This is a genomic window from Bosea sp. ANAM02 (assembly GCF_011764485.1).
In the GTDB taxonomy this organism is placed as follows: domain Bacteria; phylum Pseudomonadota; class Alphaproteobacteria; order Rhizobiales; family Beijerinckiaceae; genus Allobosea.
Genome location: NZ_AP022848.1, coordinates 4,074,881 through 4,092,727 on the forward strand (window position 1 = coordinate 4,074,881; position 17,847 = coordinate 4,092,727).

The following is a 17,847-nucleotide window of genomic DNA, read 5'->3' on the forward strand; positions in this document are numbered from 1 at the left end:
CGAGCGCGCGGCGCTTGTCGAGAGGCGCTTCAATGCGAGGGCGCGCATTCCCCGAGCAGCCAGTCGCGGAAAGCGATCACGGTCGGCAGATTGGCTTTCTCTTCGGGATAGACGAGATAATAGCCGTCCTTGCCCGTCACCGGCCTGTCGATCGGGATGACCAGTGCGCCGGAACGCAATTCCTCCTCGACCAGGAAACGCGGCACGATGGCGAGCCCGAGTCCCGCCACCGCCGCCTGCGCGATCATGGCGAACTGCTCGAAGCGCGGCCCCATCAGGGCGCGTTCGGGCGCGAGCCCCTGCTGCTCCAGCCAGTTCGCCCAGGCACGCGGCCGGGTCGATTGCTGGAGCAGCGGCGCACGCAGCATGTCGGCGGCTTCCGTGATCCCGACACGCGCCAGCAGCGAGGGCGCGGCGACGGGGACGACCTCCTCGCCCATCAGGCGGTGAAGCCGCGCGCCCGGCCAGTTCTCCGCGCCGAAATGCACGGCGGCATCGACCTGCTCGCGGGCGAAATCGAAGGGCACCAGCCGCGTGGTGAAGTTGATGGTGATACCGGGATGAGCCTCGGTGAAGCGCGGCAGACGCGGGATCAGCCAGCGCGTGCCGAAGGTCGGCAGCGTGGCCAGATTAAGCACGCCGGCCGCACCGCGAAAGGCCATAGCCGAGACGGTCGCGGCGGCGAGCCGGGACAGGCCGTCGCGGATCTCGTTGGCATAGGCCGCGCCCGCTGCCGTCAGGCTGACGCGCTTCTTGACGCGCTCGAACAGACTGACGCCGAGCACCTTTTCGAGATGCGCGACCTGTCGGCTGACCGCGCCCTGCGTCAGGTTCAATTCCTCTGCAGCGCGCGTGAAGCTGCCATGCCGGGCCGCCGCCTCGAAAGCGGCGAGCGCGGAGAGCGAGGGCACCGAGAGCCGGCCGGGAACGAGCGCGTCATCCATGATAAATTCTCATCAAGTGGTGAGAACATATCGGTTGCCCCGGCGATAGGAAAGAGGGCATTCTGCCGGCCTCAAGCGCGGCGGCCTCAGGTTCCCGCGCTTTTATGTCATGCGCCTCAGGGCACGCGCCCTTCGGCTCCCGCTCGCGACCGCTGGAAGACAACGATGGCCACAGCTCTGCCGAAAGACACGCTCGCCCTGCTCAAGCGCCTCGGCGTCGCCGACTCGGCCTATGCCGATGCCGGCCTCTCGGCCCGCTCGCCGATCACCGGCGAGGCCATCGTGACCTTGCGCGAGACCTCGCCGGCCGAGGCCGAGGCCGCGATCGGCCGGGCCCAGTCCGCCTATCTCGCCTGGCGCAAGGTGCCGGCGCCGCGCCGCGGCGAGTTCGTCCGCCTGCTCGGCGAGGAGCTGCGCGCCGCCAAGACCGATCTCGGCCTGCTGGTGACGCTGGAAGCCGGCAAGGTCACCTCCGAGGGACTCGGCGAGGTCCAGGAGATGATCGATATCTGCGACTTCGCCGTCGGTCTGTCGCGCCAGCTCTACGGCCTGACCATCGCCACGGAGCGCCCGAACCATCGCATGATGGAAACCTGGCATCCGATCGGCGTCGTGGGCGTGATCTCGGCCTTCAACTTCCCGGTCGCGGTCTGGTGCTGGAACGCCGCGCTTGCCTTCGTCTGTGGCGACAGCGTCGTCTGGAAGCCCTCCGAGAAGACCCCGCTGACTGCGCTCGCCGTGCAGGCGATCGTCGAGAAGACGATGAAGCGCTTCGGCCCCGAGGCTCCGATCGGCCTCTCGGAAGTCCTCGTCGGCGGCCGCGAGATCGGCGACATCCTGGTTTCCGACCACCGCGTCCCGGTCGTCTCCGCCACCGGTTCGACCCGGATGGGCAAGGAAGTCGGCCAGAAGCTCGCCGCGCGCTTCGCCCGCGCCATCCTCGAGCTCGGCGGCAACAACGCCGCAATCGTCGCCCCTTCGGCCGATCTCGACATCGCGCTGCGCGGCATCGCCTTCGCGGCGATGGGCACCGCCGGCCAGCGCTGCACCACGCTGCGCCGCCTGATCGTGCACGAAAGCGTCTATGACGCGCTCGTGCCGAAGCTCGCCAAGGTCTATGGCTCAGTGAAGATCGGCGATCCTCGCGAGGCCGGCGTGCTGGTCGGCCCGCTGGTCGACGAGGCCGCCTATCAGGGCATGCAGAAGGCGCTCTCCGAGGCCAAGGCCGAAGGCGGCAAGGTCCATGGCGGCGAGAAGGTCGATGTCGGCGCTGGCGGCTTCTATGTCCGCCCGGCTCTGGTCGAGATGCCCCGGCAGTGCGGCCCGGTCGAGCGCGAGACTTTCGCGCCGATCCTCTACGTGATGAAGTACAAGTCCATCGACGAGGCGATCGCGATCCAGAACGCCGTCGGCGCCGGCCTGTCCTCCTCGATCTTCACGCTGAACATGCGCGAGGCCGAGCTCTTCGTCTCCGATGAGGGTTCGGATTGCGGCATCGCCAACGTCAATATCGGCCCCTCGGGCGCCGAGATCGGCGGCGCGTTCGGCGGCGAGAAGGAGACGGGCGGCGGCCGCGAGGCCGGCTCCGACGCCTGGAAGGCCTATATGCGCCGCGCCACCAACACGCTGAACTACGGCACCACGCTGCCGCTGGCGCAGGGCGTCAGCTTCGACGTGGATGCGTGACCGGTAGATAGGAAACACCGCCGTCATTCCGGGGCGCCGCGTAAGCGGCGAGCCCGGAACCCAGAACCGATACCCTCTCCGAGAGGGGCGAACCGTTCCACTGATCTGGATTCTGTTCCGCGGTTCTGGATTCCGGGCTCTTCGCTCCGCGAAGCCCCGGAATGACGGCTCTGGAATCTGAGGGAGACGAACACCATGGCCGGCAGCCACAAGCTCGCGAAGTTCACCTGGGACGATGCCTATCTGCTCGACGAGCAGCTGAACGAGGACGAGCGGCTGATCCGCGACACGGCCCGCGCCTATGCGCAGGAGAAGCTCGCCCCGCGCATCCACGACGCCTATCTCGACGAGAAGACCGATCGTTCGATCTTCAATGAAATGGGCGAGCTCGGCCTGCTCGGCGTGACCGTCCCCGAGGAATACGGCTGCGCCGGCGCCAATTACGTCTCCTACGGGCTCGTCGCCCGCGAGGTCGAGCGCATCGACTCGGGCTATCGCTCGATGATGTCGGTGCAGTCCTCGCTGGTGATGTTCCCGATCTACGCCTATGGCAGCGAGGAGCAGCGCAAGAAGTACCTGCCCAAGCTCGGCTCGGGCGAGTGGGTCGGCTGCTTCGGCCTGACCGAGCCGGATGCCGGCTCCGATCCCGGCGGCATGAAGACCCGCGCCGAGAAGGTCGCCGACGGCTACAAGCTGACGGGATCCAAGATGTGGATCTCGAACTCGCCGATCGCCGATGTCTTCGTCGTCTGGGCCAAGTCGGCCGCGCATGACAACCAGATCCGCGGCTTCGTCCTCGAAAAGGGCATGAAGGGCCTGTCCGCGCCGAAGATCGGCGGGAAGCTCTCGTTGCGCGCCTCGATCACCGGCGAGGTCGTCATGGACGGCGTCATCGTGCCGGAAGAGAACCTGCTGCCGAACGTCTCCGGCCTGTCGGGCCCGTTCGGCTGCCTCAACCGCGCCCGCTACGGCATCTCCTGGGGCGTGATGGGCGCCGCCGAGGACTGCTTCCACCGCGCCCGCCAGTACGGGCTCGACCGCAAGCAGTTCAACAAGCCGCTGGCCCAGACCCAGCTCTACCAGAAGAAGCTGGCGGACATGCTGACCGAGATCACGCTCGGCCTGCAGGGTTCGCTCCGCGTCGGGCGCCTGCTCGACGACGGCAAGATGGCGCCGGAGATGATCTCGCTGGTCAAGCGCAACAATTGCGGCAAGGCGCTCGACATCGCCCGCCAGGCCCGTGACATGCATGGCGGCAACGGCATCCAGATCGAGTATCAGGTGATGCGCCACGCCGCGAACCTCGAAACGGTGAACACCTATGAGGGCACGCATGACGTCCACGCGCTGATCCTCGGCCGCGCGATCACCGGCCTGCAGGCGTTCTTCTGAGCGCCGTCAGCCGTGATGCCAGGGTTTGACCCGGGCATCACGTCCCACGCGAACCTCCCCGGAGATGGTCGGGTCAAGCCCGGCCATGACGCCCGAGTCGAACCCGCCATGACGACCTCCCCCCTCGCCGGCCTGCGCGTCCTCGAACTGGCGCGCATCCTCGCAGGTCCCTGGATCGGCCAGCTCCTGGCCGATCTCGGCGCCGATGTCGTCAAGGTCGAGGCGCCCGAGGGCGACGACACCCGCAAATGGGGGCCGCCCTTTGTCGAGGGCACGGGCGACGAGCATCTCTCCGCCGCCTATTTCCACGCCGCCAATCGCGGCAAGCGCTCGATCACCGCCGATTTCCGCACACCTGAGGGGCAGGCGCTGGTCCGGCGCCTCGCCGCCCATGCCGATGTCGTGATCGAGAACTTCAAGGTCGGCGGCCTCTCGAAATACGGGCTCGACGCGGGCTCGTTGCGCAAGGAATTCCCGCGCCTCGTCTATTGCTCGGTCACCGGCTTCGGGCAGGACGGCCCCTACGCGCCGCGCGCCGGCTACGACTTCCTCGTCCAGGGCATGGGCGGGGCGATGTCGATCACCGGCGAGCCGGCGGGCGCGCCGATGAAGGCGGGCTATGCCGTCGCCGACATCTATACCGGGCTCTATGCTACGGTCGGCATCCTCTCGGCCTTGCGCCAGCGCGATGCGACCGGCGAGGGTGCGACGCTCGACCTCGCCCTGCTCGACTCGCAGGTCGCCGTGCTCGGCAACCAGGCGATGAACTATCTGGTCGGTGGCAACCCGCCGCCGCGGCTCGGCAACGCCCATCCGAACATCGTGCCCTATGACGTCTTCCCTGTCGCAGACGGCCATATCATCATCGCCACCGGCAATGACGGGCAGTGGCGCAAGCTCTGCGAGGTGCTGGGCGAGCCGGCTTTGGCCGACCATCCCGACTACGTCGACAACAGGTCACGCGTGATCAACCGTGTCGCGCTGACCGCCAAGCTGCATCCGCTCTGCCAGCGCCATGCCAAGGCCGATCTGCTGGCCGGGCTGGAGAAGGTCGGCGTGCCCGCCGGCCCGATCAACGATATCGGCGAGGTCTTCGCCGACCCGCAGATCATCGCGCGCGGCGTGAAGGTGGACCTACCGAGCGCAGCCGCCAAGGCCGGCGCCATTCCGACCGTTGCCTCGCCCATCGTCATGAACGGCGTGAGGCAGGTGGCCGGACGTCCGAGCCCTCGGCTCGGCGAACATGCCGACGACATTTTGAACGATCCGGCCTGGGGCGGAACGCCCGACGGCCAATGACAGATACAGCCCGCTCCTCAGGATGAGGGCTCGCGAAAGGGACAGGGAACATGGCTAATCGCACTGGCGGGCAGATCCTCGTCGACCAGCTTCTGATCCACGGCGCCACCGACGCCTTCTGCGTGCCGGGCGAGAGCTATCTCGCCGTGCTCGACGCGCTGCACGACGCCTCGATGAAGGTCACCATCTGCCGCGCCGAGGGCGGCGCCTGCATGATGGCGGAAGCCGCCGGCAAGCTCACCGGCAAGCCCGGCATCTGCTTCGTGACGCGCGGCCCCGGCGCCACCAATGCCTCGCCCGGCATCCATATCGCCGACCAGGACTCGACCCCGCTGATCCTCTTCGTCGGCCAGATCGACGGCAGCATGCGCGAGCGCGAGGCCTTCCAGGAGCTCGACTACCGCGCCGTCTTCGGCACCATGACCAAATGGGCGACCGAGATCGACGATGCCGCGCGCATCCCGGAGATCATCGGCCGCGCCTTCCATGTCGCGACCTCCGGCCGCCCCGGCCCGGTCGTGATCGCGCTGCCCGAGGACGTGCTGATCGATATCGCGGACGTCGCCGACGCCGAGCCCTACAACGTCACCGAGCAGCACCCCGCCCCGGCGCAGATGACCGACCTCGCCAAGCGCTTCGCAGCGGCGAAGTCGCCGATCGCGATCCTGGGCGGCTCGCGCTGGAGCCCGGAGGCGATCGCCGACTTCCAGGCTTTCGCCGAGCGCTTCGACCTGCCCGTCGCGGTCTCCTTCCGCCGGCAGATGCTGTTCCCGGCCGATCATCCGAATTTCGCCGGCGATCTCGGCATCGGCCCGAACCCGAGGCTGCTGGCCCGCATCAAGGAAAGCGACCTCGTCCTGCTGGTCGGCGGGCGTCTCTCTGAGATGCCGAGCCAGTCCTACACACTGTTCGGCATTCCAAATCCCGGCCGTCCGCTGGTCCATGTCCACGCCGATCCCGAAGAGCTCGGCCGGGTCTACCGCCCGACGCTGGCGATCAACGCCTCGCCGGCCGGCTTCTGCGCCGCGCTCAAGACGATCGAGCCGCCCAAGTCTCCCGCCTGGAAGGGCGCGGGCGCTGCCGCGCATGAAGCCTATATCGCCTGGAGCGAACAGCCGGCGCCCGTGCCCGGCGCGTTCCATCCCGGCGAGATGGTGCGCTGGCTGCGCAGCCAACTCCCCGAGGACGCCATTATGTGCAACGGCGCCGGCAACTACGCGACCTGGGTGCACCGCTTCCACCGCTTCAACACATTCGCGACGCAGCTCGCCCCGACCTGCGGCTCGATGGGCTACGGCGTGCCGGCCGCGATCGGCGCCAAGCGGCTCTTCCCGGACCGCACCGTCATCGCCTTCGCGGGCGACGGCTGCTTCCTGATGAACGGCCAGGATTTCGCGACGGCCGTGCAGTACGACCTGCCCGTCATCGTCATCGTGGTCGATAACGGCATGTACGGCACGATCCGCATGCATCAGGAGCGCGAATATCCCGGCCGCGTCTCGGCGACGACGCTGAAGAACCCGGATTTCGCGGCTTACGCCAAAGCCTTCGGCGGCCATGGCGAACGCGTCGAGAAGACCGAGGAGTTCGCGCCGGCCTTCGAGCGCGCGGTGAAGAGCGGCAAGCCCGCGATCATCCACTGCCTGCTCGATCCCGAGGCGATCACCCCGGCGAAGTCCCTTTCGACGATCCGGGCCGAGGCTTTTGCGGCGCAGGGCAAAAAGTAAACGCCCCGGACGAGAATCTTAACCTCGTCCGTGAACCCGAACCGAACCTTTCGCGACCATTCAGCGTTGGGCTGATGGTAGCGGAGGGCAAGGCGATGGAACGCAACGGGATGGCACGCAAGGGTATCGCGCGGTTGGGGCTCGCAGCCGCGCTCCTGATGGCGGCTGCGCCCGGAGCCGAAGCCGCCGGCCTGTTCGATGATCTTGCGCGTGCGTTCTTCGGTGGCGGGCCGCGCCTGCGGGCCTCCCCGATCTACGAATACGATGACGGACCGCGCATGCGGGCACCGCGGGCACGCGCTCCCGAGGTATCCTCGAAGCCCAGGCCGCCTGTCGTCCAGCTCGACCCCCAGGCCGACAAGCAATGGTATCTCAAGGACCCGACGCTGCGGCGCGGCGACATCGTCGTCACGGCCGGCGGCGTGCTGGTCTATCAGGGCCGCGATGCCGATGCCTCGCGCCCGGCCGACTTCGTCGCGCTCGGCGGCAAGGATTCCAAGGGTTGGAAACAGCAATTGCAGACGGCGGCAGCGGGCGGGCGCGCCCGCTTCAGCGATCTCAGTGCACCGGCCAGGGCAGCCGTGACGGCGGAAGCCTCCGAGTGAGCTGACGGCTTCAGCGCGGCTTCACCCCGTCGAAGGTCGAGCGGATCGCACGCGCCAGCGCGATCGCGGCCCAGCCCTGGACGATCAGCTCGATCGCGAAGAAGGTGCCGAGCACCCAGAGGCTCGAACCCGGCCATTGCGCCAGGATCATGCCACCGAGCAGCAACGATAAGGCGCCCGAGAGGGCGAGCCAGCGCCAGGCCGGCAATTCCCGGTTCTGGAAGGCGACGACGAGGCGCAGCACGCCTGTCGCGACCAGGGCCGCGCCGGCCAGCAGCGTCAGCGAGGCCGTGGCCAGGAGCGGATTGGCGAAAGTCATCAAGCCGACCGCGATATAAAGCGCGCCGATGAGGATGTGCAGCAGGCGGCTCTTCCAGCCTTGATGCCGGAAGGCGTCGATCAGGACGACGACGCCGCCGACGAGAATCATCGCCCCGAACCAGATCGCGCTGGCAAGGCTGAGTAGCGCGACCGCTCCGAGCCCGACGATGCCGAGAACGACGAGCGCGATGCCAGCCGCCAGCAGCCAGCCGGAATTGCGCCGGAGCGGCACGAGATGGGTGGCGAGCGAGGAACCTGTGCGGGGCGCGGATTCTGCGGGGGTGGTCATGGCCGACTCCGGTTGGGCGGACCGCGACAGGCGGGCCAGCCTCGTCAGGACATGTTTCCATCAGAAGCCCGCACGCGGGCTGCGTCAATGATCTGCCGCAAGGCGCGGCGTCAGTAGGTCGCGCGACCGCCCGAGAGATCGAAGACCGCGCCGGTCGAGAAGCTGCAGCGCTCGCTGGCGAGCCATGCGACGAGCTCCGCCAGTTCATCGACCGTCCCGAGTCGCTTCAACGGGCTCTTGCCGATCATGGTCGCGACCGTCTCGGGGCTCATCTGGTGGAGCAGGTCGGTCTCGATCGCGGCCGGCGCGACGGCATTGACGAGCACGCCGGTTCCGGCCAGTTCCTTGCCATGGGCCTTGGCGAAGGCGATGACACCGGCCTTGGCGGCGCTATAGGCGGAGAGCGCCGGCGTGCCCTCCTTGCCGGCGAGCGAGGCGATATTGACGATGCGGCCATAGCCGCGCGGTATCATCACATCAGCGACCGCCTGCGAGCAGAGGAAGGTGCCGGTCAGGTTGATCGCCTGCACCTTCTGCCATTGCGCCAACGACGTCTCCGCGACCGTCGTCGATGGCCCGGTCAAACCGGCATTGTTGACGAGTACGGCAATGGGGCCGTGCTCGCGCTCGGTCGCGGCGACAGCCTGTGCGACTGAAGCCTCGTCCGAGACATCGCAGGCGAGATGCAGGCGCCCGGCTGCGGCCGGCGCCGCAATGTCCCAGACGACCGGGACGAGCCCGTCCTTCTCCAGCCGATCGGCCACCGCGGCGCCGATGCCCTTGGCACCGCCGGTGACGACGGCGATCCGCCGCTCGACCATCGCCCGCTCAGCCGAGCTTCGCGGCGACGAGCTTGCGCAGGCCACGCAGGTCCTTGACGAAGCCGCGGATGCCTTCGGCCAGCTTCTCGGTCGCCATGGCATCCTCGTTCATGGCGAAGCGGAAGGCCTTCTCGTCAAAGCCGAGCTTCCGGCTGACGCCCCCCGCCATCTGCGGCGAAGCGGCCGGCGAGAGGCGGCGCGGCAGGTCGCCGGTCGCGGCGGCGAGCTCGTCGAGCAGGCTCGGCCCGATGGTCAGGCGGTCGCAGCCGGCCAGCGCCTCGATCTCGCCGGTATTGCGGAAAGAGGCGCCCATCACGACCGTCCTGATGCCGAAGGCCTTATAATAGGCGTAGATGCTCTTGACCGAGACGACGCCGGGATCGGTCTCGGCCGTGTAGGGGCCGCCGCCGGCCTTGACGTGCCAGTCGAGGATGCGGCCGACGAAGGGCGAGATCAGGAAGGCATTGGCCTCGGCCGCCGCGACCGCCTGCGGCAAGGCAAAGAGTAGGGTCAGGTTGCAGTCGATGCCCTCGCCCTGCAGCACCTTGGCGGCCTGCAGGCCCTCCCAGGTCGAGGCGATCTTGATGAGGATGCGATCCTTCCCGACGCCGCGCTCCTCATAGGCGGCGATGACGGCGCGCGCCTTCGCGATGGTCGCGTCGGTATCGAAGGACAAGTCAGCATCGACCTCGGTCGAGACCCGGCCGGGAACGATCTTGGTCAATTCCGCGCCGAAGCTCACGGCGAGGCGATCGCAGACGGCATGGATCGCCTTCTCGCCGCCGCCCTGCTTCTTGCCCCAACCGATCGCCTCGTCGACGAGATGCGCATAAGCCGGCGTCTCCACCGCCTTGAGGATCAGGGTCGGGTTGGTGGTGCAGTCGACGGGCTTCAGGCGACGCACGGCCTCGATGTCGCCGGTGTCGGCGACGACGGTGGTCATCTGGCGGAGCTGGTCGAGCTTGGAGGCGGTCATCGGTCTATCCTCGGCAATTCTTCTTATCGTAACGCATTCACTGTGACGCCTGTTCGGCACCATGGCGAGAGCGATGAAGCAATCCGGCCATGCGCGTCTGTTCCCGTCATGATCGGCCTTGTGCCGACCATCCACGTCTTTACTGGCCGCAATTCGTGGTCAAGACATGGATGCTCGCCACAAGGGCGAGCATGACGGTGATGAAAGTGGCGGAACGCTGCCAGCCTCAGCTCTTCACCGCGCCCGAGGTCAGCCCACCGACCATGTTCTTGCGGAACAGGTAGTAGATCACTGCCGGTGGGATGGCGTAGAGCAGGCCCGCCGCCATCAGCAGGTTCCAGGGCGCGTCATCGGCCGAGAGGAAGAGGCCGAGACCCACGGCTAGCGGCACCGCCTTCTCCGAGGAGAGCAGCAGGAAGGCGTAGAGATACTCGTTCCAGGCGAGCAGAAGCGCGTAGATGCCGATCACCACCATCGAGGGCTTCATCAGCGGGAGATAGACCAGCCGGAAAAGCTGGATCGAGGTGGCGCCGTCCATGACCGCGGCCTCGTCGAGCTCCTTCGGCAGTTTGTCGGAAGCCTGCTTCAGCACCCAGATCGCATAGGGCGAGGCGAGAGCGACCATCGCCAGGATCAGCGAGGCCTGGGTGTTGAGCAGGCCGTAGGAGCCCATCGCCTTGTACATGGGGATGGCGAGGAAGGCGGCCGGGATCAGGTAGGTCGCCAGCGCGAGATTCATCATCGTGCGCCCGCCACGCACCTTGAGCCGCGCGATGGCGAAGGCCGCGAAGGTCGCGACGAACAGCGTGATCAGCCCGGTCGCGACCGCGATGAAGAAGCTGTTGAACATCTGCCGCCAGAAATTGTGCAGGTAATAATGCTGCTGGGCGAAGACGATCTGGAAGTTCTGAAGCGTCGGCTCGTCGGGCCAGAGCTTGCCGGCCAGCATCGACTCCTGATTGGAGATCGACAGGACGAAGAGGTGGTAGATCGGCAAGAGCGTCCAGACCAGGACCGGGATCGCGATCAGCAGCAGCTTGCCTTCGTCGAAGAGCTTTTTCATGCGTCCGGTCCCTTCGACAGGCGCTTCACCATCACGAAGACCATCGGCAGGATCAGCGGCATGGCGACGATGATCGAGGCGATGCCGAGATCGAGATTGTTGTTGCGCATATAGCGGATGCCGAGGGTCGCCAGCACATGGTTGAGGTCGCCCGGCCCGCCGCCGGTGAGCAGGTAGACGCTGTTGAAGTCGCCGAGCGTCCAGATCATCGAGAGCATGGTCGAGGTGACATAGAGCGTCGCCAGCGAAGGCCAGGTGATGAAGCGGAACTGCTGCCAGCGGTTGGCGCCGTCGACGCTCGCGGCCTCGTAGAGATCCTGCGCGATCGCGAGGCGGCCGGTGATCAGGATCAATGTCCAGAAGGGCAGCGACTTCCAGATATGGACGAAGATCGACGAGGTGAAGGCGAGCGTCGGGTCGGTGAGCCAGCCCGGCCCCTCCATGATGCCGAACCATTGGAAGAGCTGCTGGTTCACCATGCCGTTCTCCGGGTTCAGCATCACCCGGAAGGACAGGATCGTCGGGATCGAGGGCACCGCCCAGGGCAGGATGAACAGGACCAGCACGATGCGGATCCAGGCGCGCTGCTGCACGAAGAAGCCCGACAGCACGAGCGCGATCAGGAATTTGAGATTCACCGCGACGAACAGGAAGATGATCGTGTTGACGACGGTGCGAATGAAGATCGGGTCGGCGAAGAGCGCCCGATAGGAGTTCCAGTCCAGTCCGAGCCAGAGGCCGTAGGCGACCGGATAGACGACCATGACGGCAAAGACGAGCACATAGGGCGCCAGCATGATGGCCCCCCACATCGCGCGATCGCGCGTGAACCCCGATGCGTCGTCGCGCGGCGCCGCTAGCGGCGCGGTCATGGCGGCTGAGCTCATGGACTCTCCGTCGAATTGTCATCCCGGGAAAGATACGCCGCGGCAATCCTTGCCGCGGCGCGTTCTCGATGCAAGCGGAACGAGGGCTGGGATCAGCCCGCGATCTGCTTGATACGGGCGATCATCTCGTCCACCGCCTGCTCGGCCGGGACCTTGTCCTGGACGACGCGATTCACGGCCTTGGCCCAGACGTTCTCGGCGTTCACGGTCGTGAAATTGTAGTTGTAGACGAACTGGAACGGCACCGTGCCGTCCTTGTACTGCTTGTAGACCACCGCGCGGTGCGGGTCCTTGCCGTCGGACCAGAACGGCGCGTCGATGCCCTTGAGCGTCGTCGGCACCCAGCGGCCAGCCGAGCCCTCGACGAAGGGCCGCAGGTTCTCGTCCTTCATGAAGAAGGCCATGAATTCCTTGGCGCGCTTCTTGTTCTTGGCGTCGGCGAAGATCACCGCGGTCTTGACGGCGGCGAGGTTGGTCATCTTGCTGCCGTCGGCCTTGAGCGGGAACTCGGCGGTGCGGATGTTGTCCTCGTAGTTCTTCTTGGCCGTCGCCCGCTGCTCGGCGGTCAGCGCCTGGTTGTTCATGTCGTCCATGTGCTTGCCGGCGATCGAGATCGTGGCGTTGTGCGTGGCGACCGTGGTGCGGTTGTGGAAGGCGACGTTATTGTCGGGATCGAGCCAGTTGACCGAGGACGGCGGCGTGCAGCCGCGCTGGAAGATGTTGGCGTAGGCCTTCACGGCCTCGACCATCGCCTTTTTGTTCTCGGGCTGATCGAGCACGATCTTGCCGTTCTCGTCGACGACCTTGGCGTTGAAGGCGTTGGCGAAGGTCAGGAACGAGTAGAAGGTATCGGAAGCCGCGATGCCCATCGGGTGGCCGATGCCGTAGACGCGCTTGCCCTTGGCGCGCAGCGCGCCCTGAACCTTGTCGCACCAGAAATCCCAATAGCCGTTCCAGGTCTTCGGGATGTCGGCCTCCTTGAAGCCAGCCTCCTCCAGCATGTCCTTCCAGTAAGTGATGTGCATCATCTGCTGCTCGACCGGGAAGGCATAGTATGACTTCTTGCCGGTCTTGCCGTTCATCAGGAAGGTGGTCGAGAGTGCCATCGGCTGGAACTCGGCCTTCATCGGCTCGATCACGTCCGAGACGTCCTCGAGCTTGCCGTCATAGGCCCATTTGCCGGTGGTGCGGAAATCATAGGTGGTGCAGAAGCCGACATCCGGCGGCGTGCCGGCATCGACGGCGCCGACCGACTTGGTGACGCAGTCCTCGGTGGCGTAGAGCGAGAGCTCGACCTTGACGCCGGTTGCCTTCTGGAACTTGTCGACGACGGCGAGCAGCGCGTCGTCCTCGCCCTTGTAGAAGCCCTTGGTGAACCACGCCGTCAGCGTTTCCTGCGCCATCGCGGCACCGGACCAGCCCGCGACGACCGCCGCAACGGCCGTACCCATGGCGAAATGCCGTACAAGCTTCATTCGATATCCTCCCGTTTAAACCGTTTTAAAGCGACATTATGGTCGTCTTGCCGCGACCCTAATCGAAAAGCCCCGCATGAAACAAGCCGGACGAGTCACCGATAAATAGTATTTCTAATTCAAGGGTGCGCAAGCGGGCCTGACGGTGGAAACCGGATACCCGCTTCATCGAACTGTCATCTGCTGGGACTACCGGCAGCGCCATCTCGCCACAGCGATCAAGAGATGGAGTTCCCACATGCAGCGCAAGGCCCTGAGCGCCTTCATCATCGCGGCCGGACTCATGGCCGCGCCGCAGGTTCTCGCCGCCGAGGGCAAGCTCGTGCTCTACACCAGCCAGCCCAATACCGACGCCCAGCAGACCATCGATGCCTTCAAGGCGAAATACCCGAAGGTGGACGTCTCCTTCGTCCGCGACGGCACGCCGCGCGTGATGGCGAAGCTGAAGGCCGAATTCGAGGCCGGCGCACCGCAGCCTGACGTGCTGCTCATCGCCGATGCCGTGACCATGGAGGGTCTCAAGAAGGACGGACGCCTGCTCGCCCACGACAAGGCGGACATCGCCGCTTATCCGGCCGGCATCCACGATCCCCAGAAGATGTGGTTCGCGACCAAGCTGATCACCACGGGCATCGTCTACAACACCAAGGCCGCGATGAAGCCCGCGAGCTGGACGGACCTCGTCAAGCCGGAGGCGAAGAACCAGGTGGCCATGCCGAGCCCGCTGAACTCGGGCGCCGCGCTGATCCACACGATCACGCTGACCAGCAATCTTGGGGAGGGCTGGGGCTTCTACGAGAAGCTCAAGGAAAACGGCACGCTGGCCGCCGGCGCCAACGGCGACATCCTGCGCCAGGTCGCCACAGGCGAGAAGCTCTTCGGCATGATCGTCGACTTCATGCCGATCCGCGAGAAGGCCAAGGGCGCGCCGGTCGAGTTCGTCTTCCCGCGCGAGGGCGTCTCCGCCGTCAGCGAGCCGGTCGCGATCCTGAAGACCAGCAAGAACCCGGAAGCCGCCAGGGCCTTCATCGACTTCCTGCTCTCCAAGGAAGGCCAGGAACTGGCGCTGAAGCAAGGTTATGTCGCCGCCCATCCTAACGTTGCCCTGCCGGCCGGCTATCCCGCCCGCAGCGCGATCAAGCTGATGGCCTTCGACGCCGCCAAGGCGCTGGCCGAGGAGACCGCGGCCCGCAAGCGCTTCGGCGCGATCTTCGAGTGATGACGGCTTCGCTGTCGCGATGGCCGGCGCGATGACGCTGGCCCTCGCCCGAAACAGCCGGCGGGAGCCCGCGATCGCGGCCCCGCCGGTTTCGCGTCTGCGCCTGCCGGCAGACTGGGGCCTGCCGGCGCTCGTCGTCGCGGTCGCGCTGCTGCTCGGCGGCCTGCCCTTCGCCCGGCTGGTCGCGGCTGCCTTCGCGCCCGGCTGGCAGTTCGCGCCGGCTGAAGCCTTAGCCGAGATGACGAGCCGTGCGGCCGTCAACGCGACCTGGCACACGCTGGAGACGGCCTCGCTCTCGGCGCTCGGCGCGCTCGTCGTCGGCGGCATCGTCGCACTGGCGCTCGGCGTCACCGATATCAGGGGCAAGCGCCCGCTTGCCTTCGCCTTCGTCTTCTCGATGATGATCGCGCCGCAGGTGGCGGCGCTCGCCTTCCTCAGTCTGCTCGCGCCGAACTCGCAGATCCTCGCGCTGATCGGCCTCGCCCCGCCGCCGGGCACCCCGAACCCGCTGCTCGGGCGCGGCGGTATCATCCTGGTCATGGCGCTTCACCATGCGCCGCTCGTCGCGATCACGCTCTGGACGGGCCTGCGCAGCATCCCGCAATCGCTGGTCGAAGCCGCGCAGATGGAGGGCGCCGCGCCCGCGACCATCACCACGCGGATCGTCATCCCGGTGCTGCGGCCGCAGATCATCGCCGCAGGCCTGATCGCCTTCGTCGCCGGCGTCGGCAATTTCGGCATTCCGGCCCTGTTGGGCCTGCCCGTGAACTACCTGACGCTGCCGACGCTGATCTATCGCCGGCTGTCGAGCTTCGGCCCGTCGAGCCTCGGCGAGACGGCGGCGCTGGCCGTGCTGGTCGGCGGGGTAGCGGCGCTGGGCATCGTCGCGGCGGCGCTTGCCGCCCGCAACCAGCGCGGCAAGATCGAGATCGAGCGGCCGCTGGAACCCTATTGGCTGCTCGGCCCTGCCCGTCCCTTCGTCGCCGCCGGCCTCTGGCTGTTGCTGGCCGTGAAGCTCGGGCTGCCGCTGCTCGCCCTCCTCGGCGAAGCGCTGACCCCGGCATTGGGCGTGGCGCTCTCATGGCAGTCCCTGACCTTCGACAAGTTCACGGAGGTTCTGTTCCGGCAGGCCGTGACCATGCGCGCCTTCCGCAATTCGCTCATCTTCGCCGGCAGCGCCGCGCTGATCCTCGCGATCCTAGCCATCGTCTTCGCCTATGGGCTGGAAAGGCGGCTCGGCAAGCTCCGGCGCACGGTCGAGCTGATGATCGAACTGCCCTACGCCCTGCCCGGCATCGTGCTTGCCATCGCCTGCATCCTGATCTTCCTAAAGCCGTTGCCGCTGATCGGCATCAGCATCTACGGTACGCCCTTCATCATCCTCTTCGCCTATCTCGCCCGCTTCCTGCCGCTGGCGCTGAAGGCGCCGGTCGCGGCGATGGCCCAGATCGAAGCCCATCACGAGGATGCCGCGAAGCTCGACGGCGCAAGCCTCCCGCAGATGCTGCGTTTCATCGTTGCGCCGATCCTGGCGCCGGCGGCGGCGGTCTCGGCGCTGATGGTCTTCCTCGTCGCCTTCAACGAACTGACGGTCTCGGCCCTGCTCTGGTCGTCGGGCACGGAAACGCTCGGCGTCGTGCTGTTCAGCCTGAAGGAAGCGGGCCTCGCCGGCGAGGCGGCCGCGGTCGCGATCAGCGCCTGCGCCGTCATCCTGATCGTGATGCTGGCGCTCGATCTGATCGGCCGCAACCGGCAGCACAATATCCTGCCCTGGCGGATTTGACGGGTTTGCCCGGCAGATGTGACGGAAAATTAAACTTGCAGGCGCCGTAGATGGAGCATGGGCGCCCATCAGACATTGCAGGCCAGGCCGGAGCCGGTACCGGACGACCGCCAGATCCTCGTCATCGAGGATTCGCGGACCTTCTCGCTTGCCTTGCGGCAGCTCCTCCAGGCCGAAACCGGGCTGCCGGTCACGACCTGCGCCTCGCTGAAAGAGGTCAGCGACCTGATCGTCGCGGCGCCCGGCGCCTATGCCATCGCCGTGGTCGACCTCAACCTGCCCGACGCCCCGCGCGGCGAGGCGCTCGACTGGACCGTGACCCACGGCATTCCCTCGGTCGTCTTCACCGCGACCTTCGACCTCGCCACGCGCGGCCGGATCATGGAGCGGGAGGTCATCGACTATGTCCTGAAGGACAACGAGTTCGCGCTTCCCAATATCGTCGGCACGGTCAAGCGGGCACTGAACAACCGCAACACCCGCATCCTCGTCGTCGACGACACCCGCACCACTCGCAAGGTGCTCGCGCGGATGCTCTCGATCCAGCAATATGCCGTTGTCGAGGCCGGCTCGGGCCAGGAAGCGCTGACGATCCTGGAGAGCAATCCCGACATCCAGCTCGTCGTCAGCGACTACTACATGCCCGACATGGACGGGTTCGAGCTGGCGCGGCGCATCCGCCGCCGGCACCCGGATGTGCGCGTCCTGGGCATCTCCTCCTCGACCGACCGGCAGACCTCGGCCGGCTTCCTCAAGGCCGGCGCGCATGATTTCGTCTCGCGCCCCTTCGTGCTGGAGGAGCTGCAATGCCGCATCGCCTCCAATGTCGAGGTGCTCGACCAGCTCCGGCAATTGCAGGACCTCGCGGCGCGCGACTTCCTCACCGGCCTGTTCAACCGCCGCCACTTCTTCGCGCGCGGCCGGCAGCTCGTCGGCGAGGCGCGCGAGATGGGCCTGCCGATCTCGGTCGCCATTCTCGACATCGATCATTTCAAGCGGCTCAACGACCGCCACGGCCATGACGGCGGCGACAGGGCATTGACGGCCGTCGCGCGGACGCTGAGCACCATGGCAGAGCGCGGGTTCAACCTGCTCGCCCGCATCGGCGGCGAGGAGTTCGCGATCATCTTCCCGGGCGCCGATCTCACTGAAGCCGAGCGCCTGTGCGACGATATCCGGGCGACCATCGCCGACACCCCCCTCGTCATCAACGGGGACACCCTGCCGCTCACGGTCTCGATCGGCATCGCCGCGCTCGCGCCCGACGCCATGCTCGAAACCTGCCTCGGCCAGGCGGACGAGGCGCTCTACGTCGCCAAGCAGGACGGGCGCGACAGGGTTCGCTCCGCCGCCTGAGGCT

15 protein-coding genes are annotated in these 17,847 nt (G+C 66.8%); 8 read left to right on the forward strand and 7 right to left on the reverse strand.

Annotated elements, in window-relative coordinates; genetic code table 11:
* Positions 1-29: 29 nt before the first annotated feature.
* Positions 30-944 (reverse strand): LysR family transcriptional regulator, encoded by a 915-nt coding sequence (locus tag OCUBac02_RS19460; protein WP_173047966.1) that lies wholly within the window; start codon positions 942-944, stop codon positions 30-32.
* A 165-nt stretch (positions 945-1,109) separates the two neighbouring features.
* Here OCUBac02_RS19460 and amaB point away from each other — a divergent pair, with 165 nt between their 5' ends.
* The 5 genes from amaB to OCUBac02_RS19485 all read left to right on the forward strand — a co-directional run bounded on the left by amaB (position 1,110) and on the right by OCUBac02_RS19485 (position 7,653).
* The gene (amaB, locus tag OCUBac02_RS19465) at positions 1,110-2,630 is read left to right on the forward strand and encodes an L-piperidine-6-carboxylate dehydrogenase (RefSeq protein WP_173047968.1); all 1,521 of its coding nucleotides are present in this window, start codon (positions 1,110-1,112) and stop codon (positions 2,628-2,630) included.
* Between the two features lie 195 nt (positions 2,631-2,825).
* Positions 2,826-4,022 (forward strand): acyl-CoA dehydrogenase, encoded by a 1,197-nt coding sequence (locus tag OCUBac02_RS19470; RefSeq protein ID WP_173047970.1) that lies wholly within the window; start codon positions 2,826-2,828, stop codon positions 4,020-4,022.
* 108 nt (positions 4,023-4,130) lie between these two features.
* Positions 4,131-5,321 carry a CaiB/BaiF CoA transferase family protein gene (locus tag OCUBac02_RS19475; protein WP_173047972.1) on the forward strand — a complete coding sequence of 397 codons (1,191 nt, stop codon included), beginning with the start codon at positions 4,131-4,133 and terminating at the stop codon, positions 5,319-5,321.
* Between the two features lie 50 nt (positions 5,322-5,371).
* Positions 5,372-7,048, forward strand: coding sequence for a thiamine pyrophosphate-binding protein (locus OCUBac02_RS19480; protein WP_173047974.1), 1,677 nt, complete (start codon positions 5,372-5,374; stop codon positions 7,046-7,048).
* Between the two features lie 95 nt (positions 7,049-7,143).
* Positions 7,144-7,653, forward strand: a complete 510-nt coding sequence (locus OCUBac02_RS19485) for a hypothetical protein (protein WP_173047976.1) — start codon at positions 7,144-7,146, stop codon at positions 7,651-7,653.
* Positions 7,654-7,663: 10 nt separating this feature from the next.
* Here the strand turns inward: OCUBac02_RS19485 and OCUBac02_RS19490 are convergent, their stop codons facing one another.
* The 6 genes from OCUBac02_RS19490 to OCUBac02_RS19515 form a co-directional block, all read right to left on the reverse strand.
* Positions 7,664-8,263, reverse strand: coding sequence for an HdeD family acid-resistance protein (locus OCUBac02_RS19490; protein WP_173047978.1), 600 nt, complete (start codon positions 8,261-8,263; stop codon positions 7,664-7,666).
* A gap of 110 nt (positions 8,264-8,373) precedes the next feature.
* Complete coding sequence (locus OCUBac02_RS19495; protein ID WP_173047980.1) at positions 8,374-9,084, reverse strand: SDR family oxidoreductase; 711 nt, start codon at positions 9,082-9,084, stop codon at positions 8,374-8,376.
* A 7-nt stretch (positions 9,085-9,091) separates the two neighbouring features.
* Complete coding sequence (tal, locus tag OCUBac02_RS19500) at positions 9,092-10,060, reverse strand: transaldolase (protein WP_173047982.1); 969 nt, start codon at positions 10,058-10,060, stop codon at positions 9,092-9,094.
* Between the two features lie 226 nt (positions 10,061-10,286).
* The gene (locus tag OCUBac02_RS19505) at positions 10,287-11,123 is read right to left on the reverse strand and encodes a carbohydrate ABC transporter permease (protein ID WP_047574999.1); all 837 of its coding nucleotides are present in this window, start codon (positions 11,121-11,123) and stop codon (positions 10,287-10,289) included.
* A complete protein-coding gene (locus OCUBac02_RS19510) occupies positions 11,120-11,995 on the reverse strand; it encodes a carbohydrate ABC transporter permease (protein WP_465247786.1) in 876 nt (291 codons plus the stop codon). The genes OCUBac02_RS19505 and OCUBac02_RS19510 overlap by 4 nt, the downstream gene beginning before the upstream one ends.
* 107 nt (positions 11,996-12,102) lie before the next feature.
* On the reverse strand, positions 12,103-13,485 hold the full coding sequence (locus tag OCUBac02_RS19515; protein WP_173047984.1) for an ABC transporter substrate-binding protein: 1,383 nt from the start codon (positions 13,483-13,485) through the stop codon (positions 12,103-12,105).
* A gap of 238 nt (positions 13,486-13,723) precedes the next feature.
* Between OCUBac02_RS19515 and OCUBac02_RS19520 the strand changes: the two genes are divergently transcribed.
* Genes OCUBac02_RS19520 through OCUBac02_RS19530 form a run of 3 tightly spaced genes read left to right on the forward strand, consistent with a single transcriptional unit; the run spans position 13,724 to position 17,843 of the window.
* Positions 13,724-14,704 (forward strand): ABC transporter substrate-binding protein, encoded by a 981-nt coding sequence (locus tag OCUBac02_RS19520; protein ID WP_173047986.1) that lies wholly within the window; start codon positions 13,724-13,726, stop codon positions 14,702-14,704.
* 31 nt (positions 14,705-14,735) lie between these two features.
* The gene (locus tag OCUBac02_RS19525; RefSeq protein ID WP_173047988.1) at positions 14,736-16,487 is read left to right on the forward strand and encodes an ABC transporter permease; all 1,752 of its coding nucleotides are present in this window, start codon (positions 14,736-14,738) and stop codon (positions 16,485-16,487) included.
* Between the two features lie 57 nt (positions 16,488-16,544).
* The gene (locus tag OCUBac02_RS19530; RefSeq protein WP_052231899.1) at positions 16,545-17,843 is read left to right on the forward strand and encodes a GGDEF domain-containing response regulator; all 1,299 of its coding nucleotides are present in this window, start codon (positions 16,545-16,547) and stop codon (positions 17,841-17,843) included.
* The last annotated feature ends 4 nt before the right edge of the window (positions 17,844-17,847 follow it).